The organism is Streptomyces sp. TAA486 (assembly GCF_000426165.1).
In genome coordinates, this window is sequence record NZ_AUEV01000018.1 from 86,499 (window position 1) to 102,110 (window position 15,612).

The 15,612-nt window shown below is 69.4% G+C and carries 14 protein-coding genes and 2 tRNA genes; 3 read left to right on the forward strand and 13 right to left on the reverse strand.

Annotated features, from left to right (window positions below):
* Positions 1 to 4 precede the first annotated feature (4 nt).
* The 12 genes from I004_RS0123755 to I004_RS0123815 form a co-directional block, all read right to left on the reverse strand.
* Positions 5 to 763, reverse strand: coding sequence for a class I SAM-dependent methyltransferase (locus I004_RS0123755; RefSeq protein WP_037977524.1), 759 nt, complete (start codon positions 761 to 763; stop codon positions 5 to 7).
* 288 nt (positions 764 to 1,051) lie between these two features.
* A complete protein-coding gene (locus I004_RS35685; RefSeq protein WP_199779454.1) occupies positions 1,052 to 1,768 on the reverse strand; it encodes a hypothetical protein in 717 nt (238 codons plus the stop codon).
* Entirely contained in the window at positions 1,765 to 3,702 is a 1,938-nt protein-coding gene (locus I004_RS0123770) for an alpha/beta fold hydrolase (RefSeq protein ID WP_028437554.1), read from the reverse strand. The genes I004_RS35685 and I004_RS0123770 overlap by 4 nt, the downstream gene beginning before the upstream one ends.
* 312 nt (positions 3,703 to 4,014) lie before the next feature.
* Entirely contained in the window at positions 4,015 to 4,194 is a 180-nt protein-coding gene (locus I004_RS0123775; RefSeq protein ID WP_028437555.1) for a hypothetical protein, read from the reverse strand.
* Positions 4,195 to 4,300: 106 nt separating this feature from the next.
* Positions 4,301 to 4,474 carry a hypothetical protein gene (locus I004_RS39610; RefSeq protein ID WP_158677079.1) on the reverse strand — a complete coding sequence of 58 codons (174 nt, stop codon included), beginning with the start codon at positions 4,472 to 4,474 and terminating at the stop codon, positions 4,301 to 4,303.
* Between the two features lie 740 nt (positions 4,475 to 5,214).
* Positions 5,215 to 5,868 (reverse strand): response regulator transcription factor, encoded by a 654-nt coding sequence (locus I004_RS0123785; protein WP_486580187.1) that lies wholly within the window; start codon positions 5,866 to 5,868, stop codon positions 5,215 to 5,217.
* Complete coding sequence (locus I004_RS35690) at positions 5,865 to 7,217, reverse strand: histidine kinase (RefSeq protein WP_051345362.1); 1,353 nt, start codon at positions 7,215 to 7,217, stop codon at positions 5,865 to 5,867. The genes I004_RS0123785 and I004_RS35690 overlap by 4 nt, the downstream gene beginning before the upstream one ends.
* Before the next feature lie 21 nt (positions 7,218 to 7,238).
* Positions 7,239 to 8,051, reverse strand: coding sequence for an ABC transporter permease (locus I004_RS0123795; protein WP_028437557.1), 813 nt, complete (start codon positions 8,049 to 8,051; stop codon positions 7,239 to 7,241).
* Complete coding sequence (locus tag I004_RS35695; protein WP_051345363.1) at positions 8,048 to 9,031, reverse strand: ABC transporter ATP-binding protein; 984 nt, start codon at positions 9,029 to 9,031, stop codon at positions 8,048 to 8,050. Before I004_RS35695 ends, I004_RS0123795 begins: the two co-directional genes overlap by 4 nt.
* Positions 9,032 to 9,294: 263 nt before the next feature.
* A tRNA-Gly gene (locus I004_RS0123805) sits at positions 9,295 to 9,370 on the reverse strand.
* A gap of 102 nt (positions 9,371 to 9,472) precedes the next feature.
* A tRNA-Gly gene (locus I004_RS0123810) sits at positions 9,473 to 9,544 on the reverse strand.
* 140 nt (positions 9,545 to 9,684) lie between these two features.
* Positions 9,685 to 10,002, reverse strand: a complete 318-nt coding sequence (locus I004_RS0123815) for a histone-like nucleoid-structuring protein Lsr2 (protein ID WP_028437558.1) — start codon at positions 10,000 to 10,002, stop codon at positions 9,685 to 9,687.
* A 382-nt stretch (positions 10,003 to 10,384) separates the two neighbouring features.
* On the opposite strand from I004_RS0123815, the gene purS reads away from it, so the two are divergent.
* The 3 genes from purS to purL are packed head-to-tail and all read left to right on the forward strand — an operon-like array spanning position 10,385 to position 13,601.
* Positions 10,385 to 10,642: a phosphoribosylformylglycinamidine synthase subunit PurS gene (purS, locus tag I004_RS0123820; RefSeq protein ID WP_028437559.1), complete on the forward strand. Its 258-nt coding sequence runs from the start codon at positions 10,385 to 10,387 to the stop codon at positions 10,640 to 10,642.
* Positions 10,639 to 11,325 (forward strand): phosphoribosylformylglycinamidine synthase subunit PurQ, encoded by a 687-nt coding sequence (purQ, locus tag I004_RS0123825; RefSeq protein WP_028437560.1) that lies wholly within the window; start codon positions 10,639 to 10,641, stop codon positions 11,323 to 11,325. The genes purS and purQ overlap by 4 nt, the downstream gene beginning before the upstream one ends.
* Positions 11,322 to 13,601 (forward strand): phosphoribosylformylglycinamidine synthase subunit PurL, encoded by a 2,280-nt coding sequence (gene purL, locus I004_RS35700; protein ID WP_037977527.1) that lies wholly within the window; start codon positions 11,322 to 11,324, stop codon positions 13,599 to 13,601. The genes purQ and purL overlap by 4 nt, the downstream gene beginning before the upstream one ends.
* Positions 13,602 to 13,745: 144 nt before the next feature.
* Here purL and I004_RS39915 read toward each other — a convergent pair whose 3' ends face one another.
* Complete coding sequence (locus I004_RS39915; protein ID WP_028437561.1) at positions 13,746 to 15,278, reverse strand: GntT/GntP/DsdX family permease; 1,533 nt, start codon at positions 15,276 to 15,278, stop codon at positions 13,746 to 13,748.
* Between the last annotated feature and the right edge of the window lie 334 nt (positions 15,279 to 15,612).

The following is a 15,612-nucleotide window of genomic DNA, read 5'->3' on the forward strand; positions in this document are numbered from 1 at the left end:
GGGGTCACCTCGCCGTGTAGGTGCTGACGAACATGGGGGAGTCCTCCGCGTAGGGCGTCTCCTCCCAGTCCGCCCAGCGGTCGACCGGCTTCAGGCCGGCGGCTGCCGCGTACCCGTCCACCTCCTCCGGGGTGGTGAGCCGGGCCAGTTCGGAGCCGACGGAGGACTTGCCGTCCTCGAACCAGATGTGCGAGGCGTGCCAGAGGCTGCGGTCCTCGAAGACGGTGGAGTACGTCAGCAGCCCCGTGTTCGGCTCCGGGTAGGGGATGAAGTACGAGGTGCGCTGCTGCCCCTCGTGCAGGGCCCGCAGGCCGCCCGGGTTCGACGTCTCCACGACGAGGACACCGCCGGGAGCGAGCCGGTCGGCGGCGTGCTGCATGACGGCCCGCTGGTCGTCTGCCTCGAGGATCATCGAGAAGGTCGCGCAGACGCAGTAGACCAGCTGATACTTCGCGTCGTCGGTGTACTTGCGGATGTCGCCGTGCACCGCTTCGACGTCGGCGTTCGCCTCCTTCGCCTTCGCCGTGAGCTGTTCGAGCATCTCGGGCGAGGAGTCGACGCCGGTCACGGGGAAGGCCCGTTGGGCCAGGGGTATCGCCACCCGGCCGGTGCCCACGCCGAGTTCCAGGGCGCGTTCACCGGGGTCGGGGTGCAGGGAGGCGAGCTTGCGCACGGTCGGCTCGGTGTACGCGCCGCTCGGGAAGATCCGGTCGTAGAAGTCTCCGAACTGCCGCCCGTAGCCTATGTCGTCCACAGAGCTCATCAGGGGCCCCCTCTCGGTCTCGTGGTGCGGGCCTTCCGCTGTGCTTCGCCGGGGGTTTCAGGCCCCCGGCCTTCCGGTCGTCCGGCTTCCTGTGCTTGCGGGAGCCGGGGGCGGCTACTTGTTCTTGCTGTTCTTGGAGACGTTCAGCGCGATGGCGGCGACGACGATGATGGCGATGACGGAGATGACGATCGAGCCCATGGACATGTGCTTCGACCCCTTTCGGAATCCGGTGTTGGTTCACCCGCCGACGCAGGCGCGCAGGCGGACACTTGTGCGTACTGCCGGTCAGGCCGGCTGTGCGGGTACCTCCCCGCGTGAGTCGTCCCTTATGTGCGAGTCGTAGGAGGGCCCCCACCCGGAGGTTCCGTCGGCCGCCGTCTCGTCCGGGGCCTTCATCTGGGTGTACGGGGAGACGAAGACGACCTCGGGGTCGGTCTCCTCGTAACCGGTGGCCCGCACGAGCGTGAACTGGAAGCCCTTCACGCCTTCCGCGTTGCCGTCCTCACGGATGCGGTGGCGCAGATAGGCGCAGAGGATCCGGTAGGAGGGCAGCTTCATCATTCCGCTGAAGCCCTTGTCCAGCTGGGTGATGAGCTCGGTGACGATGTCGAAGATGGCCTTCTCGGGGCGGCGTCCAGGGAACCAGAAGATCTGCGGGAGCTTGCGGCCGACGATGACCTCCACCATCCGCCAGGGGGAAGTCTCCCCTTCGTGGTTCAGCGTCCTGTAGAGGATGTGGTAGTCGTGCTGCGCCGGAGTGGGCGCGAAGAAGCGCCAGTTGGGGAACATCCCCGAGAAGATGTCCATCTTCTGGGCCTTGTTGAACAGCGGGTTGGGGTGCTGCGCCGACAACGTGCCCAGCAGCAGCGCCGCCCCCGCCGCGCGGGTCAGGCCACCCGGTCCGGTGAACGCGCGGGAGAGACCGGACCGGGCTCCGCGGGCCGCGCGGACCACAGTCCCGGCGACTGCGCCGGGAACAGCCAGAGTTCGGGTGCTGGTCATCGTGCCTCCTTGGACTGGTTCCCCTTGGAGCCGTGAGTTCCCTTGGCCGATCCGCGGCCGCCGCCGGCCGCGCCGTCGGCGTCGCCGTCGTGGCCCTCGACCTCGCGCAGGAACTCCAGGATCCGGCGGCCCACGTCCCCGCCCAGCCGGGCGTCGGTGAGCATGGTGTCGTGATCGGCTCCCTCGATCACCGAGTTGTGGACGATGCGCCCCTCGCCCCGGTGGGCCGCGCCGAGTTCGTTGTGCATCAGCAGCTGTTCGGGGTCGCGGTCGACGGTCCGCTGCGCCGACAGCACCAGCGCGTGCGCGCCGATCGCCGGCAGGTCTCCGCTGAACCGGTGGAAGTCGGCCTCGGTGGCGTCCCATTCGCGCAACCCGGCCCGCCACAGCCTGCTGTCCGCGTACTGCGCGAAGGCGCGGCTGCGCACCTCGGCGGGCAGGTCGTGGACCCAGCGGGGACGGACCAGCGTGGCCCCGAGACCGGCGCGCAGGCTGCCGCTCAGCATGTTCAGGCCGTCCTTGAGCCGGTCGGCGGAGTCCTGCTGCTGCTTGGAGCGGGTCAGCTCGTCCGGGTGCGAGCTGTCGAGGTAGATCACACCCCGTATGCGGTCGCCGAGTTCGGCTGCCGCCCGTCGGCCGATCTCGCCGCCCAGCGAGTGTCCGACCAGATACACGGGCCGGCCCTTCGCCACGGCGCCCTCGACCAGGTCGACCAGGTCGTCGACCGACTCCTGGAGGGTGAACGGGCTGCTGCTGCGGCGCTTGCTCGGCCCGTAGCCCGCGCGGCTGTAGGTGATGATCCCGTAGTCGCTCTCCTCGACCAGCTTGTCCGTGATCCAGCCGAAGTGCTCCATCGTGGAGATCATTCCGGTGCCGAAGACCAGCACCGGAGAGCTGTCGTCCTCCGAGACCCGCTCGTTGTAGTGCAGTTCGTTGCCGTGGCGGGTGGTGAGCACCCGGCCGTGGGGCCAGGGGTCGGTGGCCCGCATGCGGCGCATGGCGGCGAGGAATCCGGCGACGGTCACGCCGATCGCGGCCATGGACGCCGTGGCCTTCAGCATCCGGTCGTCGCGCCCCGCCACAGCGGGGTGGCTCTTCGGTGCGCTGGTGTAGGCGACCATCGGGTGCATCGCCTCGAAGGCCGTGATGAAGCGGCCCAGCCCCATGAAGTAGCCGTTGGCCACGTGGAACGCGGCGGCGCTCGCCATGACGGGCCGTGCGAGCGCTCCGCCCTTGAGGTACGCCACAGGGAAGAGGCATTCAAGGGCGAGCACGCCGTGAGCGAGGTAACGGGCGGGCACCGGGTAGCGGTTGGTGAGGTTCCACAGCCCCTCGTGCCCGTACGTGCGGGTGCGCATGATGCCGTTGAGCGCGGAGCCGTCACGCCAGGGCTGCCCCAGCAGCTTCACCCAGCCCGAGACCAGGTAGGAGAGGTTCGCCTGGAGTGCCACGTACCACAACAGGGCGTCCTGGACGGCTGGTTGGGGCGAGAGGCGGGCGAGACCGGCGGCCGTCTGCACGAACGAGGAGACCTGGTCCGAGCCGTCCGTGCCGTAGCGGTGGCGCGGATACAGAGCCGCGTTGCTCAGGCCGAGGAACACGTTGGCGGCGCCGCGCCAGCGGGCGTTCCCGGGCGCCAGCAGGGCCGCGCTCGCAGCGATGCGTGCGACGTGAAGTGCCCGGGTCGTCCTGGGATTTCCGACCGCATCCAGAATGCGCCGCGTGGGCCGGGTCGACGAGGCGTGCATTCCGCGGGCGATGGTCCAGTCGTTGAGGCCGCCGCGCCGTATCTGCCGCTGGTGGGTGATGTATTCGAGGCTCGACGTCAGCGACGTCACCGCCGTCAGCCGCTCGGAAATGGCGAGTGCACGGCTGCGGGAGACCGGAACAGGCCCGAGAAATGTCGAGGTCAGCTTTTTGGCAAGCGATTTCACGTCGGTCTCCTCGGTTCCCGTGTTCCGGAGTGGGGGGTGGCGGTCGGAGTGGGGGGTGGCGGTCTGAATCGCGTGAAAGTTTTCCGGCGTGGTGCGAAGTTCCATTGGTTCGACAAGTGCAAAGAAACAGAAAGGAGTTGGAAAAGCCCTGGCCCAGGGCCGTGCGACGACTTGAAAGAAACATTCAGAGGTGATGGTGTGACCCGGTCGGCCGGTGTCAGGACCGGCCGACCGGGCGGAGCCCCGATCTCACAAGGCCCTGCAGAAGGGGGTACCGCGGGGCCGCGTGCGACTAGCGGGTTCGAGTCAGGATCAGTCCTGGCCCGCTTCGAAGGCCGCAACCGTCGCCGAGGCGATGGCGACGCCGCCGAGGAAGGCGCCGGGGGTGCCCATCACCGGGGTGTAGTCGGTGAAGACGACACCCTCGGCGTCGGTGATCGCGACGGAGGCGAGCTCCGCCGACTCGTTGATCTGCGACGTCACATCCTTCATGTGTGTACTCCTGTTCTGTTCTGGACCCTCCGGAGCACTCGTGTCCCCCGGGGAGCAAGTGGTCGACGGCCGGACCGAGTTGGCCGGCCGGGGATGTTGCCGGTGGTCAGCCGACGGCCTTGCCGGCCGCGTAGGCGCCCGTCACGACGGCCGCGCCGCCGACGAAGGCACCCGCGAGGGCGGGGGTGGCGAGAACCGGGGCTGCTTCTTCGGCGATCTCGCCTTCGTGGGCCTCGTGCAGCTGGTCCTGAATTTGAAGATTCAGCTTCTCTTCCAGCATGGGATTTCCTCCGAGCCTGTGAGACATGACTGGCTGTTTCTCGCGAAAGTGGTCGAAGCCAGGTAGCCCAGGGTGGTCATCGGGCGCGGAGCCCCCGTCGATTGAGCTTTCGGTCGTCACCGTAAACTGCAGCGAAGCGGGTCTAGCGCACGCTTGCCTCCCCGTGAATGCCCAGGTTCGCTTCCGCAGGAATGAAGATGCCAGCACGGGGTGCGCGGCAGAAGGGGAATCCGTGACAGTTTTATGCAACGCGAAGCGTCATCTTCATGCCACGACAGAGAATGGCCTGGACCATCGCGCCGCTGGTCAGAGCCTGTTTACGGTTTGCCGCTCAGCAAGCTCAAGTAAACCTCAATCTTTGAGAATTGGCACAAGGGTAAGCAACCGATAACGAAAGATATCCGCCTCGGGAATGCATGTCCTGTCATGGCCTGGCACCTCGGAATGGTCCGAATTCGTCCGTGTGTGAGGGTTGTTGACGGATCCTTGCGCGATTCCGGTGCTGTCCCGGTGCCCTCCCCCGCGCAGCCCGGCCGTGCCCCCGGTGCATCGCGGCGCACCGCGCACGGGGACCGGCCTCCGTGGAGGGCGCGTACAGGCCGGAGCCCGGGGTGAGTTGAGGTCGCAGCGCCGGGCTGCAGCACGTTCTCCTGCCCCTCGACGGAGGCAGTTCGGGGCCGCGTGCTCGGTCGGTACGGTAGGTGCGGCCGCGCGCGGCCCCGTGGCCCTGGACCCGCCGCTCAGAGCCAGCCGCGCTCGCGCGCCTTGCGCGCCGCCGCGTGCCTGTTCTCCGCGCCCAGCTTCGCGGTCGCGGCGGAGAGATAGTTGCGGACGGTTCCGGGTGTCAGAGAGACCCGCACCGCGATGTCCGCGACGGGAGCACCGTTCGCCGCCAAGGCCAGCAGTTCCGTCTCGCGGGCGGTCAGCGGCGAGTCGCCCGTGCTGATGGCGTCCGCCGCCAACTCCGGGTCCACGTACCGGGTTCCCTCGTGCACGGCCCGGATGATCTCCGCGAGCTGCTGCGCGGAAGCGGTCTTCGGCACGAAGCCCCGCACGCCTGCCGCGAGCGCGCGCTTGAGATGGCCCGGCCGGGCGTGACTCGTCACGATCATCGTCCGGCACGCGGGCAGTTCGTCGCGCAGCTGCGTCGCGACCTGTACGCCGTCGGCCCCGGGCATCTGCAGATCCAGTACGGCCACGTCCGGCGCGTGTGCGCGGGCCATGGCGACCGCCTCGGGTCCGGAGGCCGCCTCCGCGACGATCGTGAGGTCCTCCTCCAGCGCGAGGAGAGCGGTCAGCGCGCCGCGGATCAGATGCTCGTCGTCGGCGAGCAGCACGCGGATGCCGCCGCCCGGTCCGCCCTCGTCGTTCCGCCCGCCTTGCGCGCCGCTCACTCCGCCGAGTCCTTCCCGTCCGTGCCGGTGCCGTGGGTGCTGGTGGTGCCGGCCCGGGCCGTGCCTGCCGGGTCCGTGACCGCCTCGTCCGCGCTCGCGTCGTTCCCGGCTGCCAGCGGGACCTCGGCCGTCAGCCGGAATGTACCGCTCTCGCCGTCCCGTGCCACGCGCAGCGTGCCGCCGACCCCGTCGAGACGTTCGCGCAGTCCCGCGAGCCCGGAGCCCGCACGCCCTCCGGGCGCCTGGCCGCGTGCGCCGTCGTTCTCCATGACCAGCAGCGCGCTGCGGCCCGCCGGGTCCGTTCCCACCCACACCGTGCACCAGGTCGCGTCCGCGTGCCGCAGCACGTTCGTCGCCCCCTCCCGTACGACCCACCCGAGCGCGGCCTGCACGGGAGCCGGCAGCAGCGAACCGCCGTTGTCGGTACGGCAGTCGACACCTGCCGCGCGCAGGATCCCGCGCGCGCCTGCGAGTTCGGTGGGCAGGTCCACGTCGCGGTAGCCGCGGACCACCGCCCGCACCTCCGACTGCGCTTCGCGGGCGATGCGCTGCACCTCGGTCATCTGGTCGACGGATGCCCCGGTGTCGGACCCGCGCTGCACCAGCTGCGCCGCCAGCTCGCTCTTGAGAGCGATGGCCGACAGGTTCCGTCCCATCACATCGTGCAGGTCCCTGCTGAAGCGCAGCCGCTCCTCGGCGACGGCCAGCCTCGCCTGTACGCCGCGGGCCTCCTCCAGCTCCCTGATGACCGCTATGTACCAGGCGGAGGAGCGGCCGGTGAAGACGGACAGGAGACCGCCGAGGCCCCCGACGACCAGCGCCGCCAGCAGGTCCGCCCCCGGCAGCCCCGCCGCGGCGAGCGCTGCCGTCGTGGCCGCGAGGTAGCCGCACAGCGCGAGCGCCGCCGTACGCCTCGGCACCGCCACACCGAAGGTGACGGCGAACGGTGCGAGCGCCCCGTGCAGCCCGAGGCCCACCTCCAGCCCGACCTCGACGGCGCCGATCGCGACGAGCGCCACCGTGAGGGCGGTCATCGAGGCCATCAGCACGGCTGGCAGTGCGAGCCGGGCGCCCGCGATGGTGCGTGTGCCCAGATAGCTGTCGATGGCCCGGTGCAGTACGCCCGTGCAGAGCAGGCACTGCACCAGGCCCAGCCCGAGGACCGTCCAGGCGAGGGTGCGGGGAAGAGCACCGGGGCCCGCGTTCGGCACGAGCTGCACGACGAAGCCCACGAGTGTCAGCCAGGCGTACGCGACGAGCATCCACCGCGTCGACGCCTCCACCTGTTCGTGGCTGCTGCGCTCCTGCCAGCGGCGGTACTTCGGGGCCACCCCCCACCAGCCGATCACGTGCCCGTGCTCCTCACCTGTCTAGCGTCGCGGCTCCCAGCGGAACCAGCGCCGCACGGCGACGGTCCCGAGGATGATCCACACCACCAGGACGGCCAGCGCCTTCACGGTGTCCATGCCGCTCAGTGTGCCGACCCAGCCGTTGCGTACCAGCTCCATCGTCGGTGACACCGGGAGCAGAGAACACACATTGGCGAGCGCGTCCGGCATGACGTCCAGCGGGACGACGACCCCGGACCCCACGAAAGAGATCGCCATGAACGGGAATGTGGTGATCTGCGAGGCTTCTGTCGTGCGCGTGAAGGCGGCGGACACCGCGGCCATCAGCACCATCAGCAGCAGGCCCAGCAGCAGCCCGGCAGCGACGAGTTCCGGCCGCTCCGGCGGCGCGAGGTCGAGCAGGACCGCGCCGCCGCCGAGCAGCAGAACGCACTGCCCGAGCGCCAGCACGAGTGACGGCAGGGCGCTGCCCGTCAGGATCTCGCCGTCGCTGGCCTCACCGGTACGCAACCGCTTGAGCACCAGCTCCTCGCGCCGCGTGACGTAGATGCCGGTCAGATTGGCGTAGACGGCGAAGACCAGCACGTAGCCGATCGAGCCCGGGACCAGCACCGTCCCCAGCGAAAGACCCGTGCCCTCGAGGTTCATGCCGCTGGCGGTCTGGCGCATCAGGACCGTCAGCAGGGCCGGAGTGGCCAGGGCGACGAAGAGCATCGCCTTGTTCCGCATCAGGAGCGTCAGTTCGGCACGCCCCAGCGCGCGCAGGCGGCGCCACATCGCCGAAGTGTCCACCCTGCCCGGCGCCTTGACCGTGGCCGCGTCCGTGCTGCTCATACCCGCTCCACCTCCATGCCGCCGGATGCCGCCCCGGCCCGGTGCTTGCCGGGTGCGCCGGCCTGGCCGTCCTCGTCCGCCTCGTCGGGAAGCTGCGCGATCTCCAGGAACACCTCTTCGAGGGTCGCGGTGCGGGCGTGCAGCCCCGGCAGTTCGACGCCCGCCTGCCGCGCCCAGAGCAGCAGATCGGTCAGCGCCGACTGCAGCTGCGGCGTACGGATCTCCACACGCCCCTCCCGCAGGGTGGGCTGCAGCGTCGGCGGCAGATGCTGCGGCGAGAGGCCCTCGGGCAGCGTGAATCGGATGCTGGACGGCCGCTCCGCGACGCCCTGTTCGGGAGTGCCGGCCGTGACGATGCGTCCCCCACGCATGATGGCCAGCCGGTCGGCCAGCTCCTCGGCCTCCTCCAGGTAGTGCGTGGTCAGCAGCACCGTCGTGCCGGCCCTGCGCAGTTCACGCACCAACTCCCAGGTGTCCCGGCGCCCTTCGGGGTCCATGCCGGTGGTCGGCTCGTCCAGGAAGAGCACCTCCGGGTGCCCGACCAGTGCCATCGCCAGGTCCAGGCGCCGTCGTTCACCGCCGGAGAGTTGTTTCACCCGGACCTGTGCGCGCCGGTCGGAGAGTCCGACCTGTGCCAGCACCTCGCCGATCGGACGGGCGTCGCTGGTGCAGCCGGCCCACATCCGTATGGTCTCGGTGACCGTCAACTCGGAGGGGAAGCCGCCTTCCTGGAGCATCACTCCGGTACGGGGCCGCACCGCGGTGCGCTCCGAGTACGGGTCGAATCCGAGCACTCTCACATTGCCGCCGCTGGGCCGTGCCAGGCCCTCCAGCAGCTCGACCGTGGAGGTCTTGCCCGCTCCGTTCGTGCCCAGTAGCGCGAAGATCTCGCCCTCCCGTACGGAGAACGAGACACCGCGCACGGCTTCGAAGCCCTTCGCGTATCGCCGTTTGAGTCCGTCGACCTCGATCGCATCCATGTCCTCAGTTTTCCGCGGGAACCCGCGGTCACTCGGTGCGTGCTGTCACGAGTGCGCATGACGAACCTCATGCGCGGGCAAGGCGGCTTGCACACGGAGGCCGGCGCGCCGGTGGGTGAGAGGTGCGCCTGGAGAACGGTCTTTCGGACCGTGGATACGGGGCGGCCGGATTCCGGTCCGGAAACGGAAGGAACCCCGGTCCGGGGACCGGGGTTCTCTCACTGCTGAATCGCGGGTCCGGTGGAACCGGATCCCGATGAGCTTGGAGCGGACGACGAGGCTCGAACTCGCGACCTCAACCTTGGCAAGGTTGCGCTCTACCAACTGAGCTACGTCCGCGTGCTTCCACCGGCATTCTTCCCGGCTTCCCGGGAGGCCCTGCTGCGTGGTGCGCCCCCACTGTACCTGATCGTTACCGATGCCGGTCCATGTGAGAACGAGAGCGGGTGACAGGAATCGCACACTGCGCCTCCCCCTTGGAAAGGGGGCGCTCTACTACTGAGCTACACCCGCGCGCTCCGTGAGGTTCCCCTCGCGGCGACGGGCCCGACTCTAGCGGATCACCCGGGGTCCGTGGCAAGTCGGGCCGCCCGGCCCGCGGTACGGATGCGTCGCGTACGCCGCAGGCGTGCCGCAAGGGCCGGGCACGGAGGTCAACGGGAGGCGTTGAAGGCGTCGTAGACCTTCTTCGGGATGCGGCCGCGGGCGGGTACCTCGAAGCCGTTGGACTCGGCCCAGGCGCGAACGGCGCGCGGGTCGGGAGCGACGGCTGTGCGGTGGTAGGCCTTGCCGGACTTGGCCCGCTTGCGGCCCGCTTCGACGAAGCGCGCGAGGTCCTCACGCAGCTTCTTCGCGTTCTCGATGTTGAGGTCTACCTCGTACGACTTCCCGTCGAGTCCGAAGGAGACCGTTTCCGATGCTTCTCCGCCGTCAAGATCGTCGGAGAGGGTGACCACTACACGTTGTGCCACGGATATCGGACCTTCCATCAGGATCGCGAATTGGATCACAGGATTCTCCGCGCTGACATGCAAGGACCAGGAGGAGCTGCGAGTGATCCGCAGGATTGAGGTGGGACTTTCCTTTTGTACAGCCGCGGACTTTGCAATGTGAAGCGAGAGTATTTCGACTCGCGTGTCAGACCGCAATCGGGACCATACTTTTTTCACGGCATTTTTCCCAGAGCTCCGGCGGGTGCCGGAACCGGCGGAGGGTCGTGGAAAGCGTGTGCGGCGAGTGGGCGGGGCAGATATCTACGCGCGTAGATTTTCGTGGCCGGTAGGCTGGCTGGCGCGTCGCTTCGCTGGCAGCACGCACCAACGCTCAGCAAAATCACCATCACCGGGAGTACCTGTGGCTCGCGTCGTAGTCGACGTCATGCTGAAGCCGGAGATCCTCGATCCGCAGGGACAGGCGGTGCAGCGAGCACTGCCGCGTCTCGGCTTCGAGGGCATCGAGGGCGTACGCCAGGGCAAGCGCTTCGAACTGGAGGTGGCGGAGCCCGTCACCGACGAGGCGCTGGCCCGTATCCACGAACTGGCGGGGACTTTCCTCGCGAACACAGTGATCGAGAACTACACGGTGCGCGTCGAAGAGGGAGCCGCTGCGTGAGCGGCGGTCTCGGACGCATCGGCGTCGTCACCTTTCCCGGATCACTCGACGACAGCGACGCCCGGCGCGCGGTGCGGCTCGCGGGCGGTGAGCCCGTCGAGCTGTGGCACCGCGACAAGGACCTGCGTCAGGTGGACGCGGTCGTGCTGCCGGGCGGCTTCTCCTACGGCGACTATCTGCGCTGCGGCGCCATCGCCCGCTTCTCGCCCGTCATGGAGCCCCTGCTGGAGCAGGCACGCGCGGGCATGCCGGTGCTCGGTATCTGCAACGGCTTCCAGGTGCTGTGCGAGTCGCATCTCCTTCCGGGCGCGCTCACCCGCAACGACCATCTGCACTTCATCTGCCGGGACCAAAGGCTGCGCGTCGAGCGCACGGACACCGCCTGGACGTCCGACTACGCCGAGGGCCAGGAGATCACCGTCCCGCTGAAGAACGGCGAGGGCGGCTACGTGGCCGACGAGCGCACCCTCGACGCCCTGGAGGCCGAGGGCCGCGTCGTCTTCCGGTACCTGAACGGCAACCCCAACGGCTCCCGCCGCGACATCGCGGGCATCTCCAACGAGGCCGGGAACGTGGTCGGTCTCATGCCGCATCCCGAGCACGCCGTCGAGACCCTCACCGGGCCGACGACCGACGGGCTGGGCTTCTTCACCTCGGTACTCAAGAGGCTGGTCACCGCATGACTCCGTCCACGCAGCCCACTCCCCGCACGGCTCTCGACACCGTCAAGCACGCCACCGACACCCCCGACACCGAGCAGCCGTGGGCCGAACTCGGCCTCAAGCAGGACGAGTACGAGCGCATCCGCGAGATCCTCGGCCGCCGCCCCACCGGGGCCGAGCTGGCCATGTACTCGGTGATGTGGTCGGAGCACTGCTCGTACAAGAGCAGCAAGGTGCATCTGAAGCAGTTTGGTGAGAAGGCCCCCGAGAGCGACGCGATGCTCGTGGGCATCGGCGAGAACGCCGGCGTCGTCGACATCGGCCAGGACTACGCCGTCACCTTCAAGGTCGAGTCGCACAACCACCCCAGCTACGTCGAGCCCTACCAGGGCGCCGCCACCGGCATCGGCGGCATCGTGCGCGACATCCTCGCGATGGGCGCACGTCCCGTCGCCGTGATGGACCCGCTGCGCTTCGGCGCCGCCGACCACCCGGACACCAGGCGGGTACTGCCCGGCGTCGTCTCCGGCATCGGCGGCTACGGCAACTGCCTCGGCTTGCCCAACATCGGCGGGGAAGTGGTCTTCGACGACTGCTACCAGGGAAACCCGCTGGTCAACGCCCTGTGCGTCGGGGTGATGAAGCACGAGGACATCCACCTCGCGCAGGCCTCCGGCACCGGCAACAAGGTCATCCTCTACGGGGCGCGCACCGGCGGCGACGGCATCGGCGGCGTATCGGTCCTCGCCTCGGAGACCTTCGAGGCGGAAGGACCGGCCAAGCGCCCGGCCGTCCAGGTCGGCGACCCCTTCCAGGAGAAGCTGCTCATCGAGTGCACGCTGGAGATCTTCAAGGAGAGGCTGGTCGCCGGCATCCAGGACCTGGGCGGCGCCGGACTGTCCTGCGCCACCTCCGAGTTGGCCAGCGCCGGCAGCGGCGGCATGCGCGTCGAGCTGGACACCGTCCCGCTGCGTGACTCCTCGCTCTCCCCCGAGGAGATCCTGATGAGCGAGTCGCAGGAGCGGATGTGCGCCGTGGTGGAGCCGGACAAGGTGGGCCGGTTCCTGGAGATCTGCGAGAAGTGGGACGTGATCGCCACGGTCATCGGCGAGGTCACGCCGGGTGAGCGGCTGGAGATCTACTGGCACGGCGAGCAGATCGTCGACGTACCGCCGCGCACCGTCGCGCACGAGGGCCCGGTCTACCGGCGTCCGTACGAGCGCCCGCCCTGGCAGGACCGGCTGCAGGCCGACGACGCGGCAGCGCTGCCCCGTCCCGGCACGGGTGAGGAACTGCGGGCGGCAGCGCTGGCGTTGGTCTCCTCTCCCAACCAGGCCGCCAAGTCCTGGATCACCGACCAGTACGACCGTTACGTACTCGGCGACACCGTTCTGGCGCAGCCCGAGGACGGCGGCATGATCCGCGTCGACGACACGACGGGTCTGGGGGTCGCGGTCGCCACGGACGGCAACGGCCGCTACGCCAAGCTCGACCCCTACCGGGGCGCTCAGCTCGCGCTGGCCGAGTCGTACCGCAACGTCGCGGCGACGGGCGCCCGCCCGCTCGCCGTCACCGACTGCCTCAACTTCGGCTCCCCGGAGGACCCTTCGGCGATGTGGCAGTTCGCCGAGGCGTGCCGGGGGCTCGCCGACGCCTGCCGCACGCTGGGCACCCCGGTGACGGGCGGCAACGTCTCCCTCTACAACCAGACGGGCGACGCGGCGATCCACCCGACGCCGGTCGTGGGAGTCCTCGGTGTCATCGACGACGTGAACCGCCGTACGCCGATCGCCTTCGCGGAGCAGGGCCAACTGCTCTACCTGCTGGGCGAGACGCGGGAGGAGCTGGGCGGCTCCGCCTGGTCCCAGGTCGCACACGGGCACCTGGGCGGGCTGCCGCCGGCCGTCGACCTGGAGCGGGAGCGGCTGCTCGCGGAGATCCTGATCGCCGCGTCCCGTGACGGGATGATCGACGCCGCGCACGACCTGAGCGACGGCGGCCTGATCCAGGCGCTCGCCGAGTCCTGTCTGAAGGGCGGCAACGGCGCGCGCGTCGTCGTGCCGGACGAACTGTCCCCGTTCGTCTTCCTCTTCTCCGAGTCGCAGGGGCGCGCGCTGGTCGCGGTGCCCCGCAGCGAAGAGGTCCGCTTCAACGACATGTGTGGTGCGCGTGGCCTGCCGGCGGCGCGGATCGGCGTCGTGGACGGTGAAGAGATCGAGGTACAGGGCCAGTTCAGCGTGTCACTGCGTGAGCTGCGTGAAGCTCACGAGGGCACGCTCCCGGCTCTCTTCGGCTAGGCCGTGCCTTCCGGACCGCCGGGCAGGAGCGTGCCCGGCGGTCCAGGACGACGAGGCGCAGGGTGGCAACGGCCGGTCGTGGCACGGCCGTTGCCGTCACCGTCGAGCCCCGGACGCTGCCGAACCCTCGGCCCTCGGGCGACGTCAGACGAACACCGAGATCGTGAGGATGATGGGCAGCGAGATGACCGACGCCAAGGTCATCGGTACGGAGTGGGTCTTCATCGTCCCCCGGGTGGAGAACCCGAGCAGGGACTGGAACATCCAGAAGAAGTTGCTGGACACGTGCGGCACGAACAGGGCGCCCGAACCGGCCGCGAGGGCGACCAGGACCAGCGGCTGGTCGAGATCGCCGGCGATGGGCGCCAGGATTCCCGCGGCGGTGATGCCCGCGATGGATATGGAACCGAGCGCGACGTGCAGCACCGCCGCCACGATCCAGATCAGCAGCAGGGGCGGCAGGATCCCGGACGAGAACGCGCCGCCCAGAACCTTGGCCATCCCCGAGCGTTCGATGACGAGTCCGAGGGAGCCGCTGATGCCGCTGAGTACGAGGATCGGGCCGCACTGAGCCAGCGCCGAACCTATGGCCCCGGCGACCTCTTCCCTGGACCGGACGCGGCTGGCCAGTACGTAGGCGAGGCTCGCGCCCAGCAGGATGGCGACCGCCGGGTCGGTGAGGAACGCCAGCGCCGGGACGTCGAGGGACACGGCCTCCGCGAGCGCTCCACCGGCAATCAGGACCAGCGTCAGCAACACCGGTGTGACGGCGAGGAACAGCGGCAGTTCCCTTGCCTTCTGCCGGAGCGGTGTCCCGGCCTGTGTCCCCGCCTGCGCCTCGGCGGGTGCCTCGGCGGTGGTCGTCCCACGGTCCTGGGCAGCCGCTGCGGCGACGGTCGCGCTGCCGGCCTTCGGACCCTCGCCGGTGGCCTGAGGGTTGTCTCCGTCCTGGCGGCGGACGCCCCCGCCGTCGGAGCCGTCGGAGCCGTCGAGCGCGGAGGGCTGAGCCGACGAGGACGCGTCGGCCTCGGTGACCTCGTCGAACTCGGGCCGCCACGTCATGACGCGCAGGATGGTGGCGAAGGCGAGCGTGGTCAGCAGTGTCGTCGGCAGACCCACCGCGAGGCCGACCAGGAACATCTGGCCCAGTGGGACGTCCAGAATGCCGGCGATGGCGACGGCGGCGACGCCGGGAGCGATGAAGACCAGCCCCACCTCGATGCCCGCGGTGAGCGTGCCGCCCATCATGGCGCGGCCCTTGGGGCCCAGCCGGGGTCCGAGCCGGCGGGCGAGCGGCGCCGAGAGAACCAGCAGAACATCCGCGTAGATCGAGGAGAAGAGCGAACTCAGCGTCGCCGCGAAGACATACGGGATGCTGCGCTCGCCGAAGATCTTGAGCATCGCCTCGACGAGCCGCTGCATCGTGTTCGTCACCGTGAGCAGCGCGCCGAGGATGACGCCGAACGTCACCATGATGCCGATCTCACTCATGACGTCGGCGAATCCGTCGGTGACCGCCTTCGGAGTGCCCTTGGCCCCGACCGCGGTGGTCAGGCCGAGGTAGAGGGTTCCGAAGAGGAGCGCGAACACCGGCGGGAACTTCAGCCAGGTGATCGCGACGACGATGCCGACGATGGCGATCGCCGTGTTGAGGAACAACAGGGCCTCGTCAGGCACGTGATACTCCGCTCGTCCAGTTCCGGGCGGTCCGGCGGATCCGTGAGGTGCCCGCCTTCCGGACCTCAGGGACGCGGCCACCGTCCGGCTCGTCGAGCTCGTCGGACCGTTGACCGCCGCAGGAACTGTGGGTGGGTGAGGTGCGGGTACATCGTGACGACGGTCACCTGTGCTGTCCAAGACTCATTTGCAGCCCGACCGATAAGGTTCGCCTATCCGACGACTGGTGGACGAACCATCGCAGGTCAGGACGCTGAGGGGACTCGCTCCCGTACTCGCTTCGCCTGTGGATCCGGCCTGACGGGCAGCCGCTGCCCGGGCACATCAAGGCGGT